Origin of the sequence: Hydrogenimonas sp. (genome assembly GCF_029933015.1) — a bacterium.
Classification (GTDB): Bacteria; Campylobacterota; Campylobacteria; order Campylobacterales; family Hydrogenimonadaceae; genus Hydrogenimonas.
The window spans coordinates 1-18883 of the sequence record NZ_JAOZOZ010000018.1; the positions used below are offsets into that span (position 1 = coordinate 1).

Consider the following 18883-nt stretch of genomic DNA (forward strand, 5'->3'; position numbering starts at 1 on the left):
TATCCCGAAGCGGCGATGGCGACGCTGGAGGTGCTGGAAGACCACGGTTTTGCTGTGGAGTATCCAGATGGGCAGAGCTGCTGCGGACAGCCTTTTTTGAACAACGGATTGATCGACGAGGCGAGGCCGCTGGCCGACCGCTTCGTCGAACTCTTCGCCGACTACGACTATGTAGTCGCTCCCTCGAGCAGCTGCATCGGGGCGGTGAAGTTCCGCTACGAAGGGGTGACGCGCGATGCCCGCTATCCGCTGCTTCGGCCCAGGCTCTACGAACTCTGCGAGTTTCTGCACGACGTGGTGGGAGTGGAGAATCTGCGTTTTTCTCCCTGCCATGCCCGGGTGGGGCTGCACAACAGCTGTCACGCCGTTCGGGAGCTCGGGCTGGCGACGCCCAGCGAGCTCAACATCCCCCACTACTCGAAGATCAAAGCGGTCCTCTCACGGGTGGAGGGGCTCGAAATCGTCGAGCCTTCCCGGGACGAATGCTGCGGTTTCGGGGGTACCTTCTGCGTCCAGGAACCGGATGTCTCGGCGATGATGGGGCGCGACCGCCTCGCCGACCACCTTGCCAACGGCGTCGAGATCATGGCGGGGGTGGACATGAGCTGCCTGATGCACATGGAGGGGCTGGCGAAGCGGGACGGGACGACGATGCGCTTCGTCCACGTGGCGCAGCTGATGAGAGGAAACCCGGAGAGGAGCGTCGAATGAGCGGCCGATGTCCGCCGGTCGACCATGCGAAAAACGCCGCATCCTTCACCGCCGACGCGAAGCGGGCCCACTGGCACGACGAGGCGCTCTGGTTCGTGCGCCAAAAACGCGACAGAGCGGCGAAATCGGTACCCGAATGGGAGGCTCTCAGAGAGACGGCCGAAGCGGTCAAGGCCCACACGCTGAAGCATCTGGGATACTATCTGGAGCGTTTCGAAGAGCGGGCGAAGGCCAACGGCATCGAGGTCTACTGGGCCCGTGACGCCGCCGAGCACAACGCCATCGTGGCCCGGCTGCTGAATGAGCATGGGGCCGAAAGAGTGGTCAAAAGCAAATCGATGCTGACCGAAGAGTGCGGGCTCAACCCCCATCTGGAAAGCCTGGGTATCGAAGTGACCGATACCGACCTGGGAGAGCGGATCGTGCAGCTGGCGGGCGATCATCCGAGCCATATCGTCCTGCCCGCGATCCATATGAAAAAAGAGGATGTCTCCCGGATCTTCGCCGAGCATCTGCAGACCGATCCGGAAAACTCCGACCCGGGGTATCTGACCCGGGCGGCCCGCCGCCATCTGCGCCGAAAATTTCTCGAAGCCGACGCGGCGATCACGGGGGTCAACTTCGCCCTGGCGGAGGAGGGGGCGTTCGTCGTCTGCACCAACGAAGGCAACGCCGATCTGGGGACGGCGCTGCCCGGTCTGCACATCGCCTGCATGGGGCTGGAAAAGATCCTTCCTTCGGCGAAGGAGCTGGGAATCTTCACGCGGCTGCTGGCCCGAAGCGCGACGGGACAGGCGATCACGACCTACACCTCCCACTTCAGAAAGCCCAGACCGGGGGGCAGGCTCTGCGTGGTGATCGTCGACAACGGTCGAAGCCGGCTCCTGCGTGGGGAGTACGCCAAAACCCTCTCGTGCATCCGTTGCGGCGCCTGCATGAACACCTGTCCCGTCTACCGGCGCAGCGGCGGCCACAGTTACGGCTACGTGATCCCGGGCCCTATCGGCTCCGTGCTGGCGGGAGCGAGGGAGGTTGCGACCTACGCGTCGCTTCCCTTCGCCTGTTCGCTCTGCGCCTCCTGCGACAACGTCTGCCCCGTACGGATCGATCTGCACAAAACACTCTATCGGGAGCGTGAAGAGGCGATCGACATCCCGTGTTATGCAGGAAAGAAGCGGCTGCTACACCTGATGTCGTGGGTGCTGCAGCGTCCCCGGCTTTACGGTCTGCTGATGGGAGCGATGCGTTTTCTGCTGCCCCGTCTGCCCCGGCCGCTGCTGTACAGCCGTTTCAACGTCTGGGGACGGGATCGGGAGACGCCGATGCCCGCTCCCCGGTCCTTCAGGGATCTCTACAGAGAGAGGAGAAGTCGATGAACGCCCGTGAAACGATACTGAACGCCTTGAAAGAGCGCCGGGAAGCTCCCGCGGACCGCCCTCTTTTCGAAAAGGAACCGATGCGTTTCGACGATCTTTCCGAAGCTTTCGCCACGGCTCTCGAAGCCGCCGGCGGGGAAGCGGTCGAGACGGAGGAGGTGAGTGCCGAAGCGATCGCCGGCCACTTTCGATTCGAGGGGCGTATCCTCGATACCAGGGAGAGCGGGGAAGCGCTTTCCCGCCGGGACGGGATCGGCCTCGTTATCGTCGAAGGGGCGTTCGGCGTAGCCGAAAACGGTGCCGTCTGGATCGACCCGAAGGAGCGCTATCCCAGAGAGCTGCTGACCCTGGCCGAAAACGTGGCGGTGGTGCTGAAAAAGGGTGCGATCGTCGCGACGATGCACGAAGCCTACGAACGGATCGACTTTTCCGGCATCTCCTACGCCCTCTTCATGGCCGGCCCCTCCAAGACCGCCGACATCGAGCAGGCCCTGGTCATCGGCGCCCACGGCGCCATCGGAATGAGAGTCTTTCTGCAGGGACGTTGAAATCCCGTCGCCATTTTGGCTGAACCGGGATCCGAAAATCGACGATAAACTTGACAACCAGAAAGAGGGTACGCTCCCCTTTTATAATTATCAATTATCAATTATCAATTATCAATTATCAATTGACATACTTCTCCACCACCCACTCCGCGAAAGAGAGACTGCACGTAAAGGCCGGTGAGACGGCGTTGAGGATGTGAACGGAGGTTTCGTCCCCCTCGACGACGAAATCCTGGACCAGTTCGAGTGTGCGGGTATCGAGCAGCTGGGCGCGGATGCCCGGGGTGCTCCAACGGTCGAACTTTTTCTCGTCGATGCTTTTGACCATGTCGCGGGCCAGGGAGGCCAGATGGGCTTTGGAGTATTTCCTGAACTCTTCGAAGGCCAGGGATCGGAAATTGAAGCGGTTGGTGACGAAGAGTCTGGCTTCGTACCAGAGGATCTCCACCAGATCGTCGATGTCGAAGTTTTTGAAACCTTCGTAGTTTTCCCGCCAGAAGGCAGGAATCGCCGTGGGGCCGATCTTGATCTTTCCGTCGACGGTGACGGTGTAGTGGACGCCGAGGAAAGGGTTTTTGAGGTTCGGGACCGGATAGATGTTGGTGACGATAGGGTGGTCCTCTCCCCCGTATCTGAGATAGATCCCCTTGAAGGGGATGATCGTGTACTCTTCGCCGAAGCCGAACTGTTTGGCGATCTTGTCGGCGTAGAGACCGGCGCAGTTGATGATGGTTTCGGCTTCGAAGGTGCTTCGGTCGGTCTTGATACGGTTGAGGCCGACACGGTAGAGATATTTCGTATTCAGATAGAGGTTCGCGCCCCTTTCCATGACCACGTCTCTGAGTCTCCTCACCACCTCTTTGGGATTGACGGTGGCCGTAGTGGGACTGTGGAGAGCGAAGCGGTGTGTTCTGACGTTGGGATCGATCGTCTCCAGCTCCCTCTCGTCGATGATCCGGACATCGACACCGTTGGTCTTGCCCCGTTTTTCCAACTCGTGGAGGGTTTCGACCTCCGCGTCGTTTCTGGCGACGACCACCTTTCCGCAAGCGTTGATCTTGAGGCCGTGCTCCCGGCAGAAGGTTTTCAGACGGGCGTTTCCCTCCCTTGTGAAACGGGCTTTGAGGGAGTCCGCCGTGTAGTAGAAACCGGCGTGCAGCACGCCACTGTTGCGGCCGCTGGCGTGCATCGCCACATCTTTCTCTTTCTCGATGATCGAGATCGATTTTCCCGGATATTTTTCCTGCAGCGCTTTGGCGACACTCAATCCGATGATTCCTGCACCGATGACGAGAAAGTCGGTTTTCATGCTCGGTCCTGTGATGGTTTTCGAAAAATTATAACGTATGAAACTATAGATGGATGAAAATGTGGAAGAAAGAGATCGTTCTTTTCGTTTCGTATATCCTATACGAAACAGGGGACCCCGAAGGGCCCCGATGAAATATCAGAGTTTGCCGTCGAGGTGATCGGCGAGGCGCTGCAGTTTGACGCGATAGGCGTCTTTGTCGAAATCTTTGACACGTGCGACACCGTCTTCGACCGCGGCTTCTGCGACGGCTGATGCGACCCATACCAGAACACGGCGGTCGAACGGAGAAGGAATGATGTATTCGGGTCCGAACTCCATGTTTTCACGGCCGTGGGCTTTCTTGACATGCTCGGGAACCGGCTCTTTCGCCAGGGCTGCGAGAGCTTTTGCCGCGGCCATTTTCATGCCTTCGGTGATTTTCGTGGCGCGTACGTCGAGTGCACCGCGGAAGATCTGCGGGAATCCCAGAACGTTGTTGACCTGGTTCGGGAAGTCGCTTCGGCCGGTACCGACGATGACGTCCGGGCGTGCCTCTTTGGCGACCGGAGGCATGATTTCGGGAATCGGGTTGGCGCAGGCGAAGATGATCGGGGCTTCCGCCATCGTCTTGACCATATCCGCGCTGATGAGATCCGGACCGGAAAGACCCAGAACCATGTCGGCACCCTTCATCGCGTCTTCGAGGGTTCTGTCCGGCGTATCGAAAGCGAACTCCTGCTTGTATTTGTTGAGGTCGGTACGTCCGCTGTGGATGACGCCTTTGGAGTCGAGCATCGTGATGTTCTTGACGCCGAGCTGCTTGTACATCTTCGCACATGCGATACCGGAAGCGCCGGCACCGACGACGACGACTTTCAGATCTTCGACCGGCTTGCCCGTCATTTCGAGGACGTTGATGAGGCCGGCCGTGGTGATGACCGCCGTACCGTGCTGATCGTCGTGGAAGACGGGTACGTTACAGATCTCTTTGAGGCGCTCTTCGATCTCGAAACATTTGGGTGCTTTGATATCTTCGAGGTTGATGCCGCCGAACGTGTCGGCGATGCGTGCGACCGTCTCGATGATCTCTTCGGTATCTTTCGTGTTGAGTTCGATGTCGATGGCGTCGACGTTGGCGAAGGTCTTGAAGAGGACCGCTTTACCCTCCATGACCGGCTTGGAAGCGAGGTGTCCGATGTCTCCGAGACCCAGAACGGCGGTTCCGTCGCTGATGACGGCGACCAGGTTGCCTTTGTTGGTGTAGTCGAACGCCGTATCGATATCTTTCTCGATCTCGAGGCAGGGGTAGGCGACGCCGGGGCTGTAGGCCATCGCCAGCTCTTTTTCCGTGTCACACGGTTTCGTGATGAGTGTTCCGATTTTACCGTTGGTGTCGAACTCGTTGCGCGCTTTGTGGTACTGTAGTGATTCTTCTTTGAACGTGTCGCTCATGTTACTCTCCTGTTGGAATTAAAGGTATTACCATTCTACACTCTTTATGCTGTCAAAAAGGGGTTGTCGAACCATTTGGACTAGCATGTCGAAAAAAGTGTAACATTTTTCTACACTATTTCGAACCGTAAAAGACTTCAATCCCACGGAAGTATTTTTTGGCTAAAATGAACGTCATATAAAAACAGGATCGGTGATATGGAAGATATGGTAGCGGAATCGTTCAAATATACGGTTCTTGGAATGGGTGTCGTCTTTCTGTTTCTCTACATCCTCGTACTGATGCTCCGTCTGCAGAAAAGTCTGATCGTCAGATTTTTCCCGCAGGAGAAAGAGGTATCGACGGTTTCGGTACGGCCTCAGGCTGTCGCAAACGACGGCAAAGAGGAGAGAAGAAAGATCGCCGCGATGACGGCGGCCATACACCACCATAAAAAAGTGATGAGGAAATAGCGTGAAGAAATTTATCGATGTTATGGATACGACCTTCAGGGACGGATTCCAGTCCGTCTTCGGCGGCCGGGTGCTTATGGAGGATTTTCTGCCGGCGGTGGAAGCGGCGAGAGAGGCGGGGATCACCCACTTCGAGTTCGGCGGAGGGGCGAGGTTTCAGAGCCTCTTTTTCTATCTGAGGGAGAACGCTTTCGAGATGATGGACCGCTTCCGCGAAAAGGCGGGTCCCGAGGCCAATCTCCAGACCCTGGCGCGGGGGATCAATACGGTCATGCTCGATACCGGCAGCCGGGAGCTGATCGATCTGCACGCCAAACTCTTCAAGAAACACTCGACGACGACGATCCGCAACTTCGACGCCCTCAACGACGTGGACAACCTCGCCTTCAGCGCCGAGTGTATCCACAACCACGGCCTGCGCCACGAAGTGGTGATCACGATCATGGATCTTCCCCCCGGATGCACCGGGGCCCACGACGCCGACTTCTACGAGAAGGTACTGCGGAAAATTCTCGATTCGGGGCTGCCTTTCGACAGTCTCTGCTTCAAGGACGCCAGCGGCACCTCCAACCCCAACAAAGTCTACGAAACCATCAGCCGGGCCCGCAAGCTGCTGCCGGAACACACCCATATCCGTCTGCATACCCACGAGACGGCAGGGGTCAGCGTGGCGTGCTACCTGGCGGCCCTGGAGGCGGGAGTCGACGGGATCGACCTGGCCGTCGCGCCCGTCAGCGGCGGGACGAGCCAGCCCGACATCCTGACGCTGCTGCACGCCGTCAAAGGGGGCGAGTTCGATCTGGGCGGCCTGGAGCTGGAGAAGGTGCTGCGGTACGAAGAGGTGCTCAACGACTGCCTGAGCGACTATTTCATTCCGCCGGAAGCGACGCAGGTGTCGCCGCTGATCCCCTTCTCGCCGATGCCCGGCGGCGCCCTCACCTCCAACACCCAGATGATGCGCGACAACGGCATCCTCGACAAGTACCCCCTGGTGATCCGGGCGATGCGCGAAGTGGTGGAGAAGGGCGGCTACGGCACGTCGGTGACGCCGGTGTCGCAGTTTTACTGGCAGCAGGCTTTCAACAACGTCATGTTCGGTCCCTGGAAAAAGATCGCCCCGGGCTACGGCCGCATGGTGCTGGGATATTTCGGCAAGACGCCGGTGGCGCCCGATCCGGAAATCGTGAAGATCGCCGCCGAGCAGCTGAAACTGGAACCGACGACGGAGAACCCTCTGGATATCGCCGACCGGGACGAGAAGAAGTCGATCGCCTACTGGAAAGATGTGCTCGAGAAAGAGGGGATCGAGGCGACGGAAGAGAACATCTTCATCGCCGCGTCGTGTCAGGAGAAGGGGATCGCCTTCCTCAAGGGCGAAAGTCCCCTGATGGTGCGCAAGAAGAGTATGGAAGAGGCGGAAACCGCCGCGGCTTCGGCCAAAGCGCAGCCCGCGGCCGCTCCTTCGGCTCCCGCCCCGGCCGCTTCGGCCGGCGGCGTCTACACCGTCGTGGTCGACGGCGAGAAGTTCCGTGTCGAAGTGGTCGAAGGGGAGGGGGAACCCTCCGTCAAAAGCGTCGAGAGCGTCGAATCCGTCCCGCAGGCTCCGAAGTCCGAACCGAAAGCGACACCCGTGGGCCATGAAAAGGTCGACCACAACATGGTGGAGGTGAAGGCACAGATTCCGGGAACGGTTCTGAAAGTTCTCAAAAATCCCGGAGAGAGGATCGAGGAGGATGAAGTGATCATGATCATCGAAGCGATGAAGATGGAGATCGAGATCCCCTCGCCCAAAGCGGGTGTGCTGGTCAAAGTCGACGTGAACCAGGGCGACACGGTGCAGGAAGGGCAGGTGCTCGCCCATGTCCAGTAGGAGTTTGTGATGAGAGGGAGCCTGAGTACGGTTCTGCTGTTTCTGTCGCTCTTTTTCGCCGCAACACTGACGGCGGCCGATCACGCCCCCCGGATGGAGCCCGATGCCGCGGCCGTACAGACGCAGGAAGCGACGACACACGACAAGTCGATCTTCGAGTTGCTCAAATCCTTCTACAAAACGACCGGCATCTACGCCCTGACGACGCCGGAAGCCGACGTGAAGGATGGAACCGGAGAGAAGATCGGCGCCTTTCACCAGACGTGGGGGCGCATCATCATGATCGGTGTGGCGATGGTGCTCTTCTATCTGGCCATCGCCAAGGGATTCGAGCCGCTGCTGCTTCTGCCCATCGGTTTCGGGGGCCTGCTGGCCAACGTCCCACTGGCCAACATGACCGGGCCTGACGGATTTCTGGGCATCATCTACAACGCCGGTATCGCCAACGAGTTTTTCCCGCTTCTGATCTTCATGGGAGTCGGAGCTATGACCGATTTCGGACCGCTGCTGGCCAATCCCAAGACCGCACTGCTGGGCGGTGCGGCGCAGTTTGGCATCTTCGCCACGCTGATCGGTGCGGCGGCGCTGAGCCAATACACGTCGCTTTTCGACTTCTCGCTTCAGGATTGTGCCGCGATCTCGATCATCGGGGGTGCCGACGGGCCCACCTCCATCTTCATCGCGGCCAAGCTGGCGCCCGACCTGCTGGGTGCCATCGCCGTGGCGGCCTACTCCTACATGGCGCTGGTGCCGGTGATCCAGCCTCCCATCATGCGGGCGCTGACGACGAAGGAGGAGCGCAGCATCGTCATGAAACAGCAGCGGAAGGTCCATCGGCTCGAGAAGCTCTTTTTGCCGCTCATCATCCTGATCCTGAGTATCCTGATCCTTCCCGAATCGACACCGCTGATCGGCGCCTTCACCTTCGGCAACTTCGCCAAGGAGTCGGGTGTGGTGAACCGTCTGAGCGAAACGATGCAGAACTCGCTGATCAATATCGTCACGATTCTGCTGGGGCTGGGCGTAGGCTCCAAACTGGCGGCCGAGAAGTTTCTCGTCTCCGATACGCTGGGGATCCTTTTTTTGGGGCTTCTGGCCTTCGCCATCGGCACCGCTTCGGGTGTGCTGATGGGCAAACTGATGAACCGTTTCTACGACGAGCCGATCAATCCTCTCATCGGTGCGGCCGGCGTTTCGGCCGTGCCGATGGCGGCCCGCGTGGTCAACAAGGTGGGGCTCGAAGAGAACCACAGCAATATCCTCGTCATGCACGCCATGGGGCCCAACGTGGCCGGCGTCATCGGTTCGGCCGTGACGGCGGGTATTTTGATCTCGATTTTCAGTTAGGGTACGGACGATGACATCTTCGTCGGTTCTACGCTTCGTCGTCGGTTTCGCCGCTGTCGTCGTCATCGTGGCGGGACTCAAGGCCGCAGCACCGCTGCTGGTCCCTTTCATCCTGTCGCTCTTCATCGCCCTGCTTCTTTCTCCGCTGCTTCAGTGGCTCGTGCGCAAAGGTGTGCCCAAAGCCCTCGCCTTCGCGATGGTCATCCTTTTTGTTTTCGTCCTTTTCGTCTCTTTGACGGGGCTCGTGAGCTCCTACGTGGCCGATCTCTTCGCCCATGCCGACGACTGGCAGGCGGCGATGGTCGAAAACCTGCATCAGTGGATTCTCTACCTGGACAACAGGGGCATCCATGTGGATCAGGAGCTCTTCTTTTCGATGGTGCAGCCCCAGAAACTTTTCGGTTTCACCCTTTCGCTGGTCAAGAACACGTCGATGCTCCTCTCCAACTCTCTGCTGATCTTCTTCACCGTCGTTTTCATGCTGATCGAATCCTTCACGATCAAGAAGAAGATCCGCTATATCGAGAAGTTCGGCACTTCCGGCCTCTCCGAGCGGATCGACGCTTTCACCGACCGGATCAACCACTATTTCACCCTCAAAACCTTCACGAGTCTGATCACCGGACTCTGGATCGTCGCCGTGCTCTACTTTTTCGACGTGCCCTATCCGATACTGTGGGGGATCGGAGGGTTCATGTTAAACTTCATTCCGGTGATCGGATCGATCATCGCGGCGATTCCTCCCGTGCTTTTGACCCTGGCAATCCACGGTTTTTCGGACGCTTTCTGGGTGACCGGATGGTTTCTGGTCATCAATGTCACCATCGGCAATCTTCTGGAACCGAGAATCATGGGACGGGGTCTGGAGCTTTCGGAACTGGTGGTTTTCGTCTCGCTGGTATTCTGGGGATGGGTTTTCGGCAAAGTGGGGATGCTGCTGGCCGTACCGCTGACGATGGTGGTGAAGTTCGCCCTCGAGGCGAGCCGTTCGACGCGATGGATCGCCGTGCTGCTGTCGGATAATATAAAAAGAGAGATGAAATGAGAAAAATCCTGTCGATTCTTCTGCTGAGTATGACGCTTTTCGCCGCTTCGGTGAAGGAGGGTGTCGAACGCTTCGAAAAGGGTGATTTTTTCGAGGCCCAGAAGATTTTCATGCCGCTGGCCAAGGCGGGCGACCCCGAAGCGGAGTTCTATCTGGGTCTGCTCTATTTTACCGGTGACGGAGGCGAGAAAAATCTCGAAGAGGCCGGCAACTGGTTCGAAAAGGCCGCCAAACGCAGAGATCCCGGGGCGAAAGGGAAGGTTTTCAAAGGGATCAGCAAGGAGTACGACAGGGCACTGTACTGGTACACGAAAATCGCACAGAGCGGCCACGTCAAGGCGCAGTTCTATCTGGGTGTCATGTACGCCGCCGGCCGGGATCTCGATATCGACTACAAAAAGTCCGCCTACTGGTTCGAAAAAGCGGCCAAACAGGGCGACGAACTCGCCCAGCTCAACATAGGGATGTACTACATCGAAGGGCTGGGTGTAGACAAAGATATCGAAAAAGGGATCCATTGGCTTGAGAAGGCGGCCGAGCAGGGTAACCTGAAGGCCCAGAACTATCTGGGATATCTCTTCGCCAGCGGTGAGCGCGTCAATCAGGATTACGACCGGGCGCGACATTGGTATCTCAAGGCGGCCGAACAGGGGTATCCTACGGCCCAGTACAACCTGGCACTGATGTACTGTCTGGCCAAAGGAGTCGAAAAAGATCTGAAACAGTGCGCCTACTGGACGAAAAAGGCTTACAACAACGGACTGAAAAAGCAGGCATCCGCTCTTTGGAACAAATACGAGCTCTGGAAATTCGAGTAGAACTCCACTAGGAGTTTTTTTCGGAAAAACAATCAACTTATCGTTTTTCTATTTGTTGTCAAGTGTTATAAAAAATACAGACTCGATACGATAAAATCGAGTCACGAAGTTTTGGACTTGGAGCATATAAATGGGTAGAAACAGATTTGTCAACAGACTGACCGGCAAAGAGATACGAAGGAACGATCCGGTGGATGAAGAGGTCGTGTTCGAAGGCGGGGTGATGATCACGGAGACGGATCGTGAAGGTTTCATTACCTATGCGAACAAGAAATTCCAGGAGATGACCGGGTACAGCAAAGAGGATCTCATCGGTGTATCCCACAGTATCATCAGGCATCCCGATATGCCCAAAGGCGCCTTTCGGAGCATGTGGAAAACACTCTCGGAGGGGAAAGTCTGGAGAGGGTATGTGAAAAACCTTCGAAAAGACGGAAGATACTACTGGGTTCTGGTCTACGCCCAACCCAAATACGACGAGAACGGTAATGTCATCGGCTATATCGCCGGCAGAAAGATCGCCGATCCGGAGAGGGTCGAAGAGATAGAAAAGATCTATGCCGAGCACCATGGTGACGAATTCATCGACGCCGATGTCTTCGAGTGCCAGTACGACGAGTATCTGCGGAACGGAAAGGTCGAAAGCGGGGAGTGATTTCATCCCTGTCCGTTCAAAAGAGGAAGCCGAATCTCAACAGTCGGGTTCTTGTGTAATATCGATTTGGTTTGGTTGGATCGTTGTCGTTTGAAGAAGTGGTGCGGACGAGAGGACTTGAACCTCCACGGGCTAATGCCCACTAGAACCTGAATCTAGCGCGTCTACCAATTCCGCCACGTCCGCGTAAATTGGAATGCAAGTATACAAAAGCAATCTTAAATGTTTGTTTAAATAAAATAGTCATATTGAAAATTCGCGAGGAAAAAACGATGCTTTTGATCAGAACCACCGAAAAAGATTTCAAAGAGAAGTTCGACGAGCTGCTGGGCCGCGGCGCGATGGATATGGAGCATGTCGCTTCCATCGTCTCCGGAATAATCAAGGAGAGCCGCCGCGAGGGTACTGCGGCGCTGACGCGGCATATCCAAAAGTTCGACCGTTGGGAAGTTAAAAACGACAGTGACCTGATGATCGACCCCAAAGAGATGAAAAAAGCCTACGACGCGCTCGACGACGCGCTTCGAGACGCGCTGCATCTGGCCTACGACCGTATCAAAGCCTACCACGAAAAACAGATGCCAAAAAGCTGGATCGATTTCGACGAAGCGGGCAACACGCTGGGTCAGAAGGTGACGCCGGTGGATCGGGCGGGGCTCTACATTCCGGGCGGCAAGGCGGCCTATCCCAGTTCGCTGCTGATGAATGCCATTCCCGCCATCGTGGCGGGTGTGGGAGAGATCGTCGTGGCCACGCCGACACCCGACAACGAGATCAACCATCTGGTCCTGGCGGCCGCACATCTGTGCGGCATCGAAAAGATGTTCAAGATGGGAGGTGCCAGTGCCATCGCGGCGATGGCCTACGGTACCGAAACGGTTCCCAAAGTGGATGTCATCACGGGGCCCGGCAACATCTTCGTCGCGACGGCGAAAAAACTGGTCTACGGCGATGTCAACATCGACATGATCGCGGGTCCCAGCGAGATCGGCATTCTGGCCGACGGCACGGCGATTCCCGAGTATCTGGCCATCGATCTGCTCTCCCAGGCCGAGCACGACGAGATGGCCAGCTCCATTCTGATCACGCCCGACGCCGAACTGGCGGAGATCGTCCGTGAGACGGTCTACCTGGAGCTCGGAAAGCTGGAGCGCGAAATCATAGCCCGCAAATCGATCGAGGAGCGCGGCGCGATCATCGTCACCGAAACGATGGAGGAGGCGATCGACCTGATGAACCGCATCGCGCCCGAACATCTGGAGGTGATGACGGCCAACCCCTTCGAACTGCTGCCGAAGATCAGACACGCCGGCGCCATCTTCATGGGCCATTTCACCCCCGAGCCCATCGGCGACTATATCGCCGGGCCCAACCATACGCTTCCCACGGGCGGCACGGCGAAATTCTATTCGCCCCTGAACGTGGAGAATTTCCTGAAAAAATCCTCGATCATCGCCATGAGCGAGGAGGGGATCAACGCCATCGGCGAAGCGTGCGCCCTGCTGGCCAACACCGAAGGGCTGACGGCCCACGAAAAATCGGTCCGTATCCGTCTCAAATAAAATGTTGCACAGATCGTGGGTCTGCCCGCGATCTGATGGGGATCGCCCATCCCCTGCACCTCCGTGAAGTTACAAAAGCGTCAGCTTCTGCAATCTGGCGAAAATCTTCTTTTCCAGACTCGACGTGGCAATCGAATGCAGCTCTTTTACGTCGATCCACTCTCCCTCCGGATTCTTCTTGCCCCGATATCTGTAGAGTTCGGCGATGCGTCTGAAATGGGTATAGTCGTGAACGATCTCGAAGAGCTTTTCTCCCTCTTTCGGAGCGGTTTCCGTCGACGGCAGCTCCCAAAGGCCCCCCAGCAGATCGCCTTTGCGCTTTCGCATCAGAATCTTCGCGCCATTTTCCACGAGCAGGTAGCATCTGCGCTTTACGGGACGGTTTTTGGCCCGTTTGGGTGCGGGGTAATCCTGCGGGGCGGAGCGTCCCAGACATTTTCTCTCAAGCGGACATGTGTCGCAGTCGGGATTTTTCGGCAGGCAGACCGTGGCGCCGATATCCATCATCGCCTGGTTGTAGGTGTAGGGATTCTCTCTGTCCAGAAGCGTTTCGGCCAGTTGCCAGAGCTCCTTTTCGGTCGCCTTCTTTCGGGCGAAGAAGCGGTAGAGAATGCGCCGGACGTTGGCGTCGAGGATCGGTACGGGAGCGTGGACGCTGAAAGCGGCGATGGCGTGGGCCGTGCTTTTGCCGATGCCGGGGAGTCTGACGAGTTCCCCGGGATCGGTGGGCAGCCGAGGGGCGGCGATCCGTGCCGTCTCGTGGATATAACGGGCGCGCCTGTAGTATCCCAGACCCTGCCAGGCGTGCAGCACGTCGTCGAGTGTCGCCTCGGCGATGCTTTTAAGGGTGGGGAATCGATCCAGAAAAGGGAAATAGAAGCGCTCCAGGACCGTTTTGACCTGGGTCTGCTGCAGCATCATCTCGCTGATGTAGATGAGATAGGGATCGTCGGTTTTTCTCCAGGGCAGATCATGGCGTCCGCAGCGTTCGTACCATGTTCCGATATCGGTGTGAATATCGCTATAATTCATAAAGCGGATTATATCATCGAGAGGGCAGATCCCGAAAAGGAAATTTTTTGAAACAGTGGAGCTTCAAATACGAAAATCTCCGGCAACTCGAAGCTTTCGCGAGCGACAACCGGCTCGACGAAAGAGCGACGCTGTTGATTCAGATCACATCCGGGATCCTGGATATTCCCCGTCTTCGGACGATTCACGAGGAGCTGCGACGGGTTTTTCCCACCGCACTGATCACGGGGATGGGAAGTGCCCTGCAGATGGATGGGGGAGAGTTTTTCGAGGATGAAACGGTCCTGACCTTCACCAGGTTCGATAAGAGCAGGATTTCGGAGTGGAGCCTCTCTTTCGATCGAACGGAGGGATTCGAACCCGAACGACTCGCCGACATACTCGCCTCCCAGGTGGAGGAGGATACGAAAGGGATTCTGCTCTATACCAACACGGTCACCTCCGATATCGAGGGTTTGATCATCGCATGCCAGAAACGGATCGAGATTCCCATATTTGGCGGGCTTGCCACCTCTTTCGATCCCGACAACCCTTCTCCCTACGTCGTTTCCACAGGGAAAATATACGACGAAGATGCCATCGTCGCGATATTTATGTCGGGGAAGGATCTGCTCTTGCGGCCCGATTGTCTGCAGGCATGGGAGTCGATCGGAAAAGAGTTTACCGTGACACGTGCCGAAGGTCGGAAGCTCTGCGAAGTGGATGGCCAGAGCATCATGGATGTCTATTCGAAATATTTCGGCCCGCTGACGAAAGAGAGACTCCTCTATCTCTCTTTGGCACACCCTTTTTTGAGACATTCGAAGGAGTTTGGCGAGGTTTCGCGGGTCCTATTGGAGTACGACGGCACCTGCGGCGTCTATACCGGCGCTTTCAAGGAGGGGGAGAAGGTGCAGATCGGTTTCGGCAACTACAAGAGTATGATCGACTGCACCAAAACCAACCCCGAAATCTTCGCCCAGACACCGACGGAGGTCTTCTGGGGGTTTGTCTGTATCTCCTACACCCGGGGATATGCGGATCTGCTCAAAAAGTCGATGGAACCCTACCTGAGGAATCTACCCTCGATCTTTTTCGTCGTCACATTCGGAGAGTTCGGTTACGTCGACGGGCGCAACTCCTTTTTGAACAACACGATCGTAAGAATCCATCTGAGCGAAGATCCCGAGGCCCGGTTCGTCGTCGATCCGATCGACGTGAAACTCGATGAAAAAGACAGGCTGCTCGAGACCCTTTCGACACTCGTGACGTCCAGCAGCCGGGAGATCATCGAGCTCAACCGCTACCTGGAGGAGGAGGTCAGAAAGAGGACGAAGGAGCTGGCCGACCTGAACGCCTCCCTGGCGAAGCGGATCGAGCAGGAGGTGAGAAAGAACCGGGAGAAAGACAAAATGCTCTACCACCAGTCGAAGCTGGCGGCGATGGGAGAGATGATCAGCAACATCGCCCACCAGTGGCGGCAGCCTCTGAACATCATCGCCCTCGTGATGCAGGATCTGGCCATCAAATCGAAAATGGGGCTTCTCTCTCCGGAGATGATTCTCCTGGCGGAGAAAAAGATCAACGAAACGCTCAAATATCTCTCCGACACGATCGACGACTTCAGAAGCTTCGCCGCGATGGGAGAGGAGCCTGCCAAGCCGGGCCGGTTCGAAGTGGGCAGGGCGGTCCGTGATGCGATGCGGCTTGTCTCCGTCGTTCTCGAGGATGTCGACATACGTCTTCAGCTCGATCTGCCCGAAAGGGAGTGCGCCGTGACGGGACGGGCGAACGATTTCAAACAGGTGCTTTTGAATCTCGTCTACAACGCCATCGACGTCTTGAAAGACAAGGCGGTGAAGAATCCGACCATAAGAATCGGTATACGGTGCGACAAAGAGGTCATCGTCTATGTCCAGGACAATGGAGGCGGAATCGAGGAGGGGCTGATCGACAAGATTTTCGAACCCTATTTCACGACGAAGTATCAGGCGAGGGGTACCGGGCTCGGTCTTTATATGTCGAAGATGATCGTCGAAAAGAGGCTGGGCGGAGAGATCGTCGCCAGAAACCGGCTCGATGGCGCCTGTTTCGAGATAAAACTGCCGCTGGCAGCGTATTGACGGGACGGAAATGAAACAGTGGAACCATGATTATATCGATGTCGAGGGGTTGAAAAAATTTGTCGAACGGGAAAAAATAACAAGCTATGAGGTGGTTCTGGTACAGGTGAGCAGCGGAGTGACGGAACCTTCCCGTATCGACGAAGTGCGCAGAGCGATCGTCGACGTGCTTCCCCATGCCATCGTCGCCGGAGCCAGCAGCGTGTTGCAGTTCGCTGCGCCGAAACTCGTGAGAAACCGTATCGTTCTGGGGATCACAGCCTTTGAAAAGAGCCGTATCTCGCTGTTCGAGCACGGCTTCGACTCCGATACACGGCGCGATCCGGCCCAAATGGCCGAGATGCTCGCCCGATATATCGAAGAAGATACCAAAGGGATCCTGCTTCTTACCAATACGGTCCGATTCGATACCGAAGCGCTCATCAGGGAGAGCAACAGACGTTTTCCCCACATTCCCATCTTCGGCGGCATCGCATCCGACAGGGAACCTTTCGAGAACTTCATCGTTTTCACCCAAAACCGCATCTATCTGGACGAGGGTATGGTGGCCGTGGTGATGCACGGGGAGTCCTTGAGTATCGCCTGCAACTACTTTTTCGACTGGGAACCCATCGGCCGGGAGTTCACGGTGACCAAGGCGAAGGGACGATGCCTCTACGAACTCGACGGTGAGGCGATCATCGACGTCTATGAGAAGTATTTCGGCCCACTGGACAAGGAGAAGCTTCTCAAGCTCTCGCTGTCGCATCCGCTCATCAGGCGTTCAAAAGAGTTCGGTCCGGTGGCACGGGCGCTGCTGGAGATCGATGACGAAAAAGGTTTCTTTACAGGGGAGTTCGAAGAGGGCGAGAAGGTGCAGATAGGTTTCGGCCACTACAAACGGATGATGAGTCGTTACGAGATCATTCCGGAAGTCTACCGCTCCATTCCTTCGGAAGCGTTGTGGTTTTTCATCTGTATCTCCTACCAGTACGGATATCTCGGGATACTCAACGCTTCCGCCACCTTTTATGAAGAGACGGAGAAGATCCATGCACTCTTGACCTTCGGGGAATTCAGCCACAAAGAGGGATCCAACCGTTTTCTCAACTTCACCCTGACGCGGGTGGCTCTGAGCGAAGATCCGGATGCGAGGATCAAGCTCAATCTGACCGAAGTGAAAAACGATCCGAAAGACGAACTTCTGGCGACGCTTTCGACACTGGTGGCCTCCAGCAGCCATGAAATCATGGAACTCAACCGTCACCTGGAAAAAGAGGTCGAAGAGCGTACGAAAGAGCTGGCGGAACTCAACGCCTCTTTGGAGAAGCGAATCGACCAGGAGGTGAGGAAAAACCGGGAAAAAGACAAGATGCTCTATCATCAGTCGAAACTGGCCGCGATGGGGGAGATGATAAGCAACATCGCCCACCAGTGGCGCCAGCCTCTGAACATCATCGCCCTGGTGATGCAGGATCTCTCGCTCAAGACCCAGATTGGAAATCTCTCCTCCTCGGCCATCTCCAATGCGGAGAAGAAGATCAACGAGACACTCAAATACCTCTCGGACACGATAGACGATTTCAGAAGTTTCGCTTCCAAAGGCGAGGCCTATGCCCACCCCGGGGCCCTGGAGGTATGCAATACGGTCCGGGAGACGGTGCGGCTGGTATCGATCGTACTGGAAGACGAGAAGATCAGGCTGAAACTCTCGCTGCCTGAGCGGGAGAGTGTCGTCGAGGGAAGCCCCAACGACCTCAAGCAGGTGCTTTTGAATCTGGTCTACAACGCCATCGACGTTTTCAGGGAGCGGCATGTCGAGAACCCCTGGATCAAGATCGAAGTGAAGTATGTCAATAAAAGAGTCTATATCATCGTCCGTGATAACGGTGGAGGGATCGATCCGGAGATCATCGACAAGATTTTCGAGCCCTATTTCACGACAAAATACAAAGCGAGAGGAACGGGTCTGGGACTCTATATGTCCAAAATGATTGTAGAAAAAAGATTGAAAGGGAAGATCAGCGCCCGCAACACGCGTAGCGGGGCTGCCTTCTGGATAGAACTGCCGATTATGGCTTGATGTTGTAGAACGATTTGAGTGCGCGGATGATCATCGCGTTTTTGGAGATGCGCTCGACCTTCGCATCGGCATGCACGCGGTCGTAGAGATCCATCGGCAGGGTGATCGAGAAGGTTTTGGTTTCGATCTTCTTGCGTTTGGCGATCGTCTGGTTGATGTTTTTGAGCAGATCGATGATCTTGTTGGAATCGATCGGTTTCTGGATGAAACTGTCGACGCCGATCTTGATCGCTTCGGAAATCTTGCTCATGTCGTTGCTGGCCGAAATGATGACAATGATCTGATCCGGATTGATCTCACGGATCTTTCGGGCAAGCTCCAGGCCGTCCATACCGGGCAGAATGATATCGATGAAGACGACGTCCGGCTTTTTCTTCTTGTAGATTTCCAGGGCATCTTCGGCGTTCATGGCCGAATCGACCGAATTGAAGAAGTTACTGAAGGTCGAAACCATCAGCTCGTTCGCCTCTTTTTCATCCTCTACGACCAAAGCGTTGAGTTTTTTGGTTTCGTTAGCGATCTTGACGATATCGTTATCGATCATGATGTGACTCCTTGT

The 18883-nt window shown here is 56.4% G+C and carries 16 protein-coding genes and 1 tRNA gene; 12 read left to right on the top strand and 5 right to left on the bottom strand.

The window, feature by feature from the left end; genetic code table 11:
- The 3 genes from Q1K23_RS02480 to Q1K23_RS02490 form a co-directional block, all read left to right on the top strand.
- Positions 1–711: (Fe-S)-binding protein (locus Q1K23_RS02480; RefSeq protein WP_300361954.1), on the top strand; the 711-nt coding region annotated here is incomplete at its 5' end.
- Positions 708–2087, top strand: coding sequence for a lactate utilization protein B (locus Q1K23_RS02485; RefSeq protein WP_300361956.1), 1380 nt, complete (start codon positions 708–710; stop codon positions 2085–2087). The genes Q1K23_RS02480 and Q1K23_RS02485, both read left to right, overlap by 4 nt.
- Positions 2084–2635, top strand: a complete 552-nt coding sequence (locus Q1K23_RS02490) for an LUD domain-containing protein (RefSeq protein ID WP_300361958.1) — start codon at positions 2084–2086, stop codon at positions 2633–2635. The genes Q1K23_RS02485 and Q1K23_RS02490 overlap by 4 nt, the downstream gene beginning before the upstream one ends.
- Before the next feature lie 118 nt (positions 2636–2753).
- Here the strand turns inward: Q1K23_RS02490 and lhgO are convergent, their stop codons facing one another.
- Both lhgO and Q1K23_RS02500 read right to left on the bottom strand, forming a co-directional pair.
- Entirely contained in the window at positions 2754–3944 is a 1191-nt protein-coding gene (gene lhgO / locus Q1K23_RS02495) for an L-2-hydroxyglutarate oxidase (RefSeq protein ID WP_300361961.1), read from the bottom strand.
- A gap of 138 nt (positions 3945–4082) precedes the next feature.
- A complete protein-coding gene (locus Q1K23_RS02500; RefSeq protein WP_300361964.1) occupies positions 4083–5378 on the bottom strand; it encodes a malic enzyme-like NAD(P)-binding protein in 1296 nt (431 codons plus the stop codon).
- Between the two features lie 198 nt (positions 5379–5576).
- On the opposite strand from Q1K23_RS02500, the gene Q1K23_RS02505 reads away from it, so the two are divergent.
- The 6 genes from Q1K23_RS02505 to Q1K23_RS02530 all read left to right on the top strand — a co-directional run bounded on the left by Q1K23_RS02505 (position 5577) and on the right by Q1K23_RS02530 (position 11566).
- The gene (locus Q1K23_RS02505; RefSeq protein WP_300361966.1) at positions 5577–5831 is read left to right on the top strand and encodes an OadG family protein; all 255 of its coding nucleotides are present in this window, start codon (positions 5577–5579) and stop codon (positions 5829–5831) included.
- 22 nt (positions 5832–5853) lie between these two features.
- Positions 5854–7701: a biotin/lipoyl-containing protein gene (locus Q1K23_RS02510; RefSeq protein WP_300361989.1), complete on the top strand. Its 1848-nt coding sequence runs from the start codon at positions 5854–5856 to the stop codon at positions 7699–7701.
- Positions 7702–7794: 93 nt separating this feature from the next.
- Positions 7795–9048: a sodium ion-translocating decarboxylase subunit beta gene (locus tag Q1K23_RS02515; protein WP_300361992.1), complete on the top strand. Its 1254-nt coding sequence runs from the start codon at positions 7795–7797 to the stop codon at positions 9046–9048.
- Positions 9049–9058: 10 nt separating this feature from the next.
- Positions 9059–10093, top strand: coding sequence for an AI-2E family transporter (locus Q1K23_RS02520; RefSeq protein WP_300361968.1), 1035 nt, complete (start codon positions 9059–9061; stop codon positions 10091–10093).
- On the top strand, positions 10090–10911 hold the full coding sequence (locus Q1K23_RS02525) for a tetratricopeptide repeat protein (protein WP_300361970.1): 822 nt from the start codon (positions 10090–10092) through the stop codon (positions 10909–10911). The genes Q1K23_RS02520 and Q1K23_RS02525 overlap by 4 nt, the downstream gene beginning before the upstream one ends.
- 130 nt (positions 10912–11041) lie before the next feature.
- Positions 11042–11566, top strand: a complete 525-nt coding sequence (locus Q1K23_RS02530) for a PAS domain-containing protein (RefSeq protein ID WP_300361972.1) — start codon at positions 11042–11044, stop codon at positions 11564–11566.
- 99 nt (positions 11567–11665) lie between these two features.
- Here Q1K23_RS02530 and Q1K23_RS02535 read toward each other — a convergent pair.
- Positions 11666–11752 (bottom strand) — tRNA-Leu (locus tag Q1K23_RS02535).
- Between the two features lie 86 nt (positions 11753–11838).
- Between Q1K23_RS02535 and hisD the strand changes: the two genes are divergently transcribed.
- A complete protein-coding gene (gene hisD / locus Q1K23_RS02540) occupies positions 11839–13128 on the top strand; it encodes a histidinol dehydrogenase (RefSeq protein WP_300361974.1) in 1290 nt (429 codons plus the stop codon).
- 69 nt (positions 13129–13197) lie between these two features.
- On the opposite strand, the gene Q1K23_RS02545 is transcribed toward hisD, so the two are convergent.
- Positions 13198–14160 (bottom strand): A/G-specific adenine glycosylase, encoded by a 963-nt coding sequence (locus tag Q1K23_RS02545; protein ID WP_300361977.1) that lies wholly within the window; start codon positions 14158–14160, stop codon positions 13198–13200.
- A 47-nt stretch (positions 14161–14207) separates the two neighbouring features.
- Here Q1K23_RS02545 and Q1K23_RS02550 point away from each other — a divergent pair, with 47 nt between their 5' ends.
- Positions 14208–16262: an FIST N-terminal domain-containing protein gene (locus tag Q1K23_RS02550; RefSeq protein ID WP_300361980.1), complete on the top strand. Its 2055-nt coding sequence runs from the start codon at positions 14208–14210 to the stop codon at positions 16260–16262.
- A 10-nt stretch (positions 16263–16272) separates the two neighbouring features.
- Positions 16273–18324, top strand: a complete 2052-nt coding sequence (locus Q1K23_RS02555; protein WP_300361983.1) for an FIST N-terminal domain-containing protein — start codon at positions 16273–16275, stop codon at positions 18322–18324.
- Here the strand turns inward: Q1K23_RS02555 and Q1K23_RS02560 are convergent.
- Positions 18314–18868, bottom strand: coding sequence for a response regulator (locus Q1K23_RS02560; RefSeq protein WP_300361986.1), 555 nt, complete (start codon positions 18866–18868; stop codon positions 18314–18316). The two genes, Q1K23_RS02555 and Q1K23_RS02560, sit on opposite strands and share 11 nt — an antisense overlap.
- Between the last annotated feature and the right edge of the window lie 15 nt (positions 18869–18883).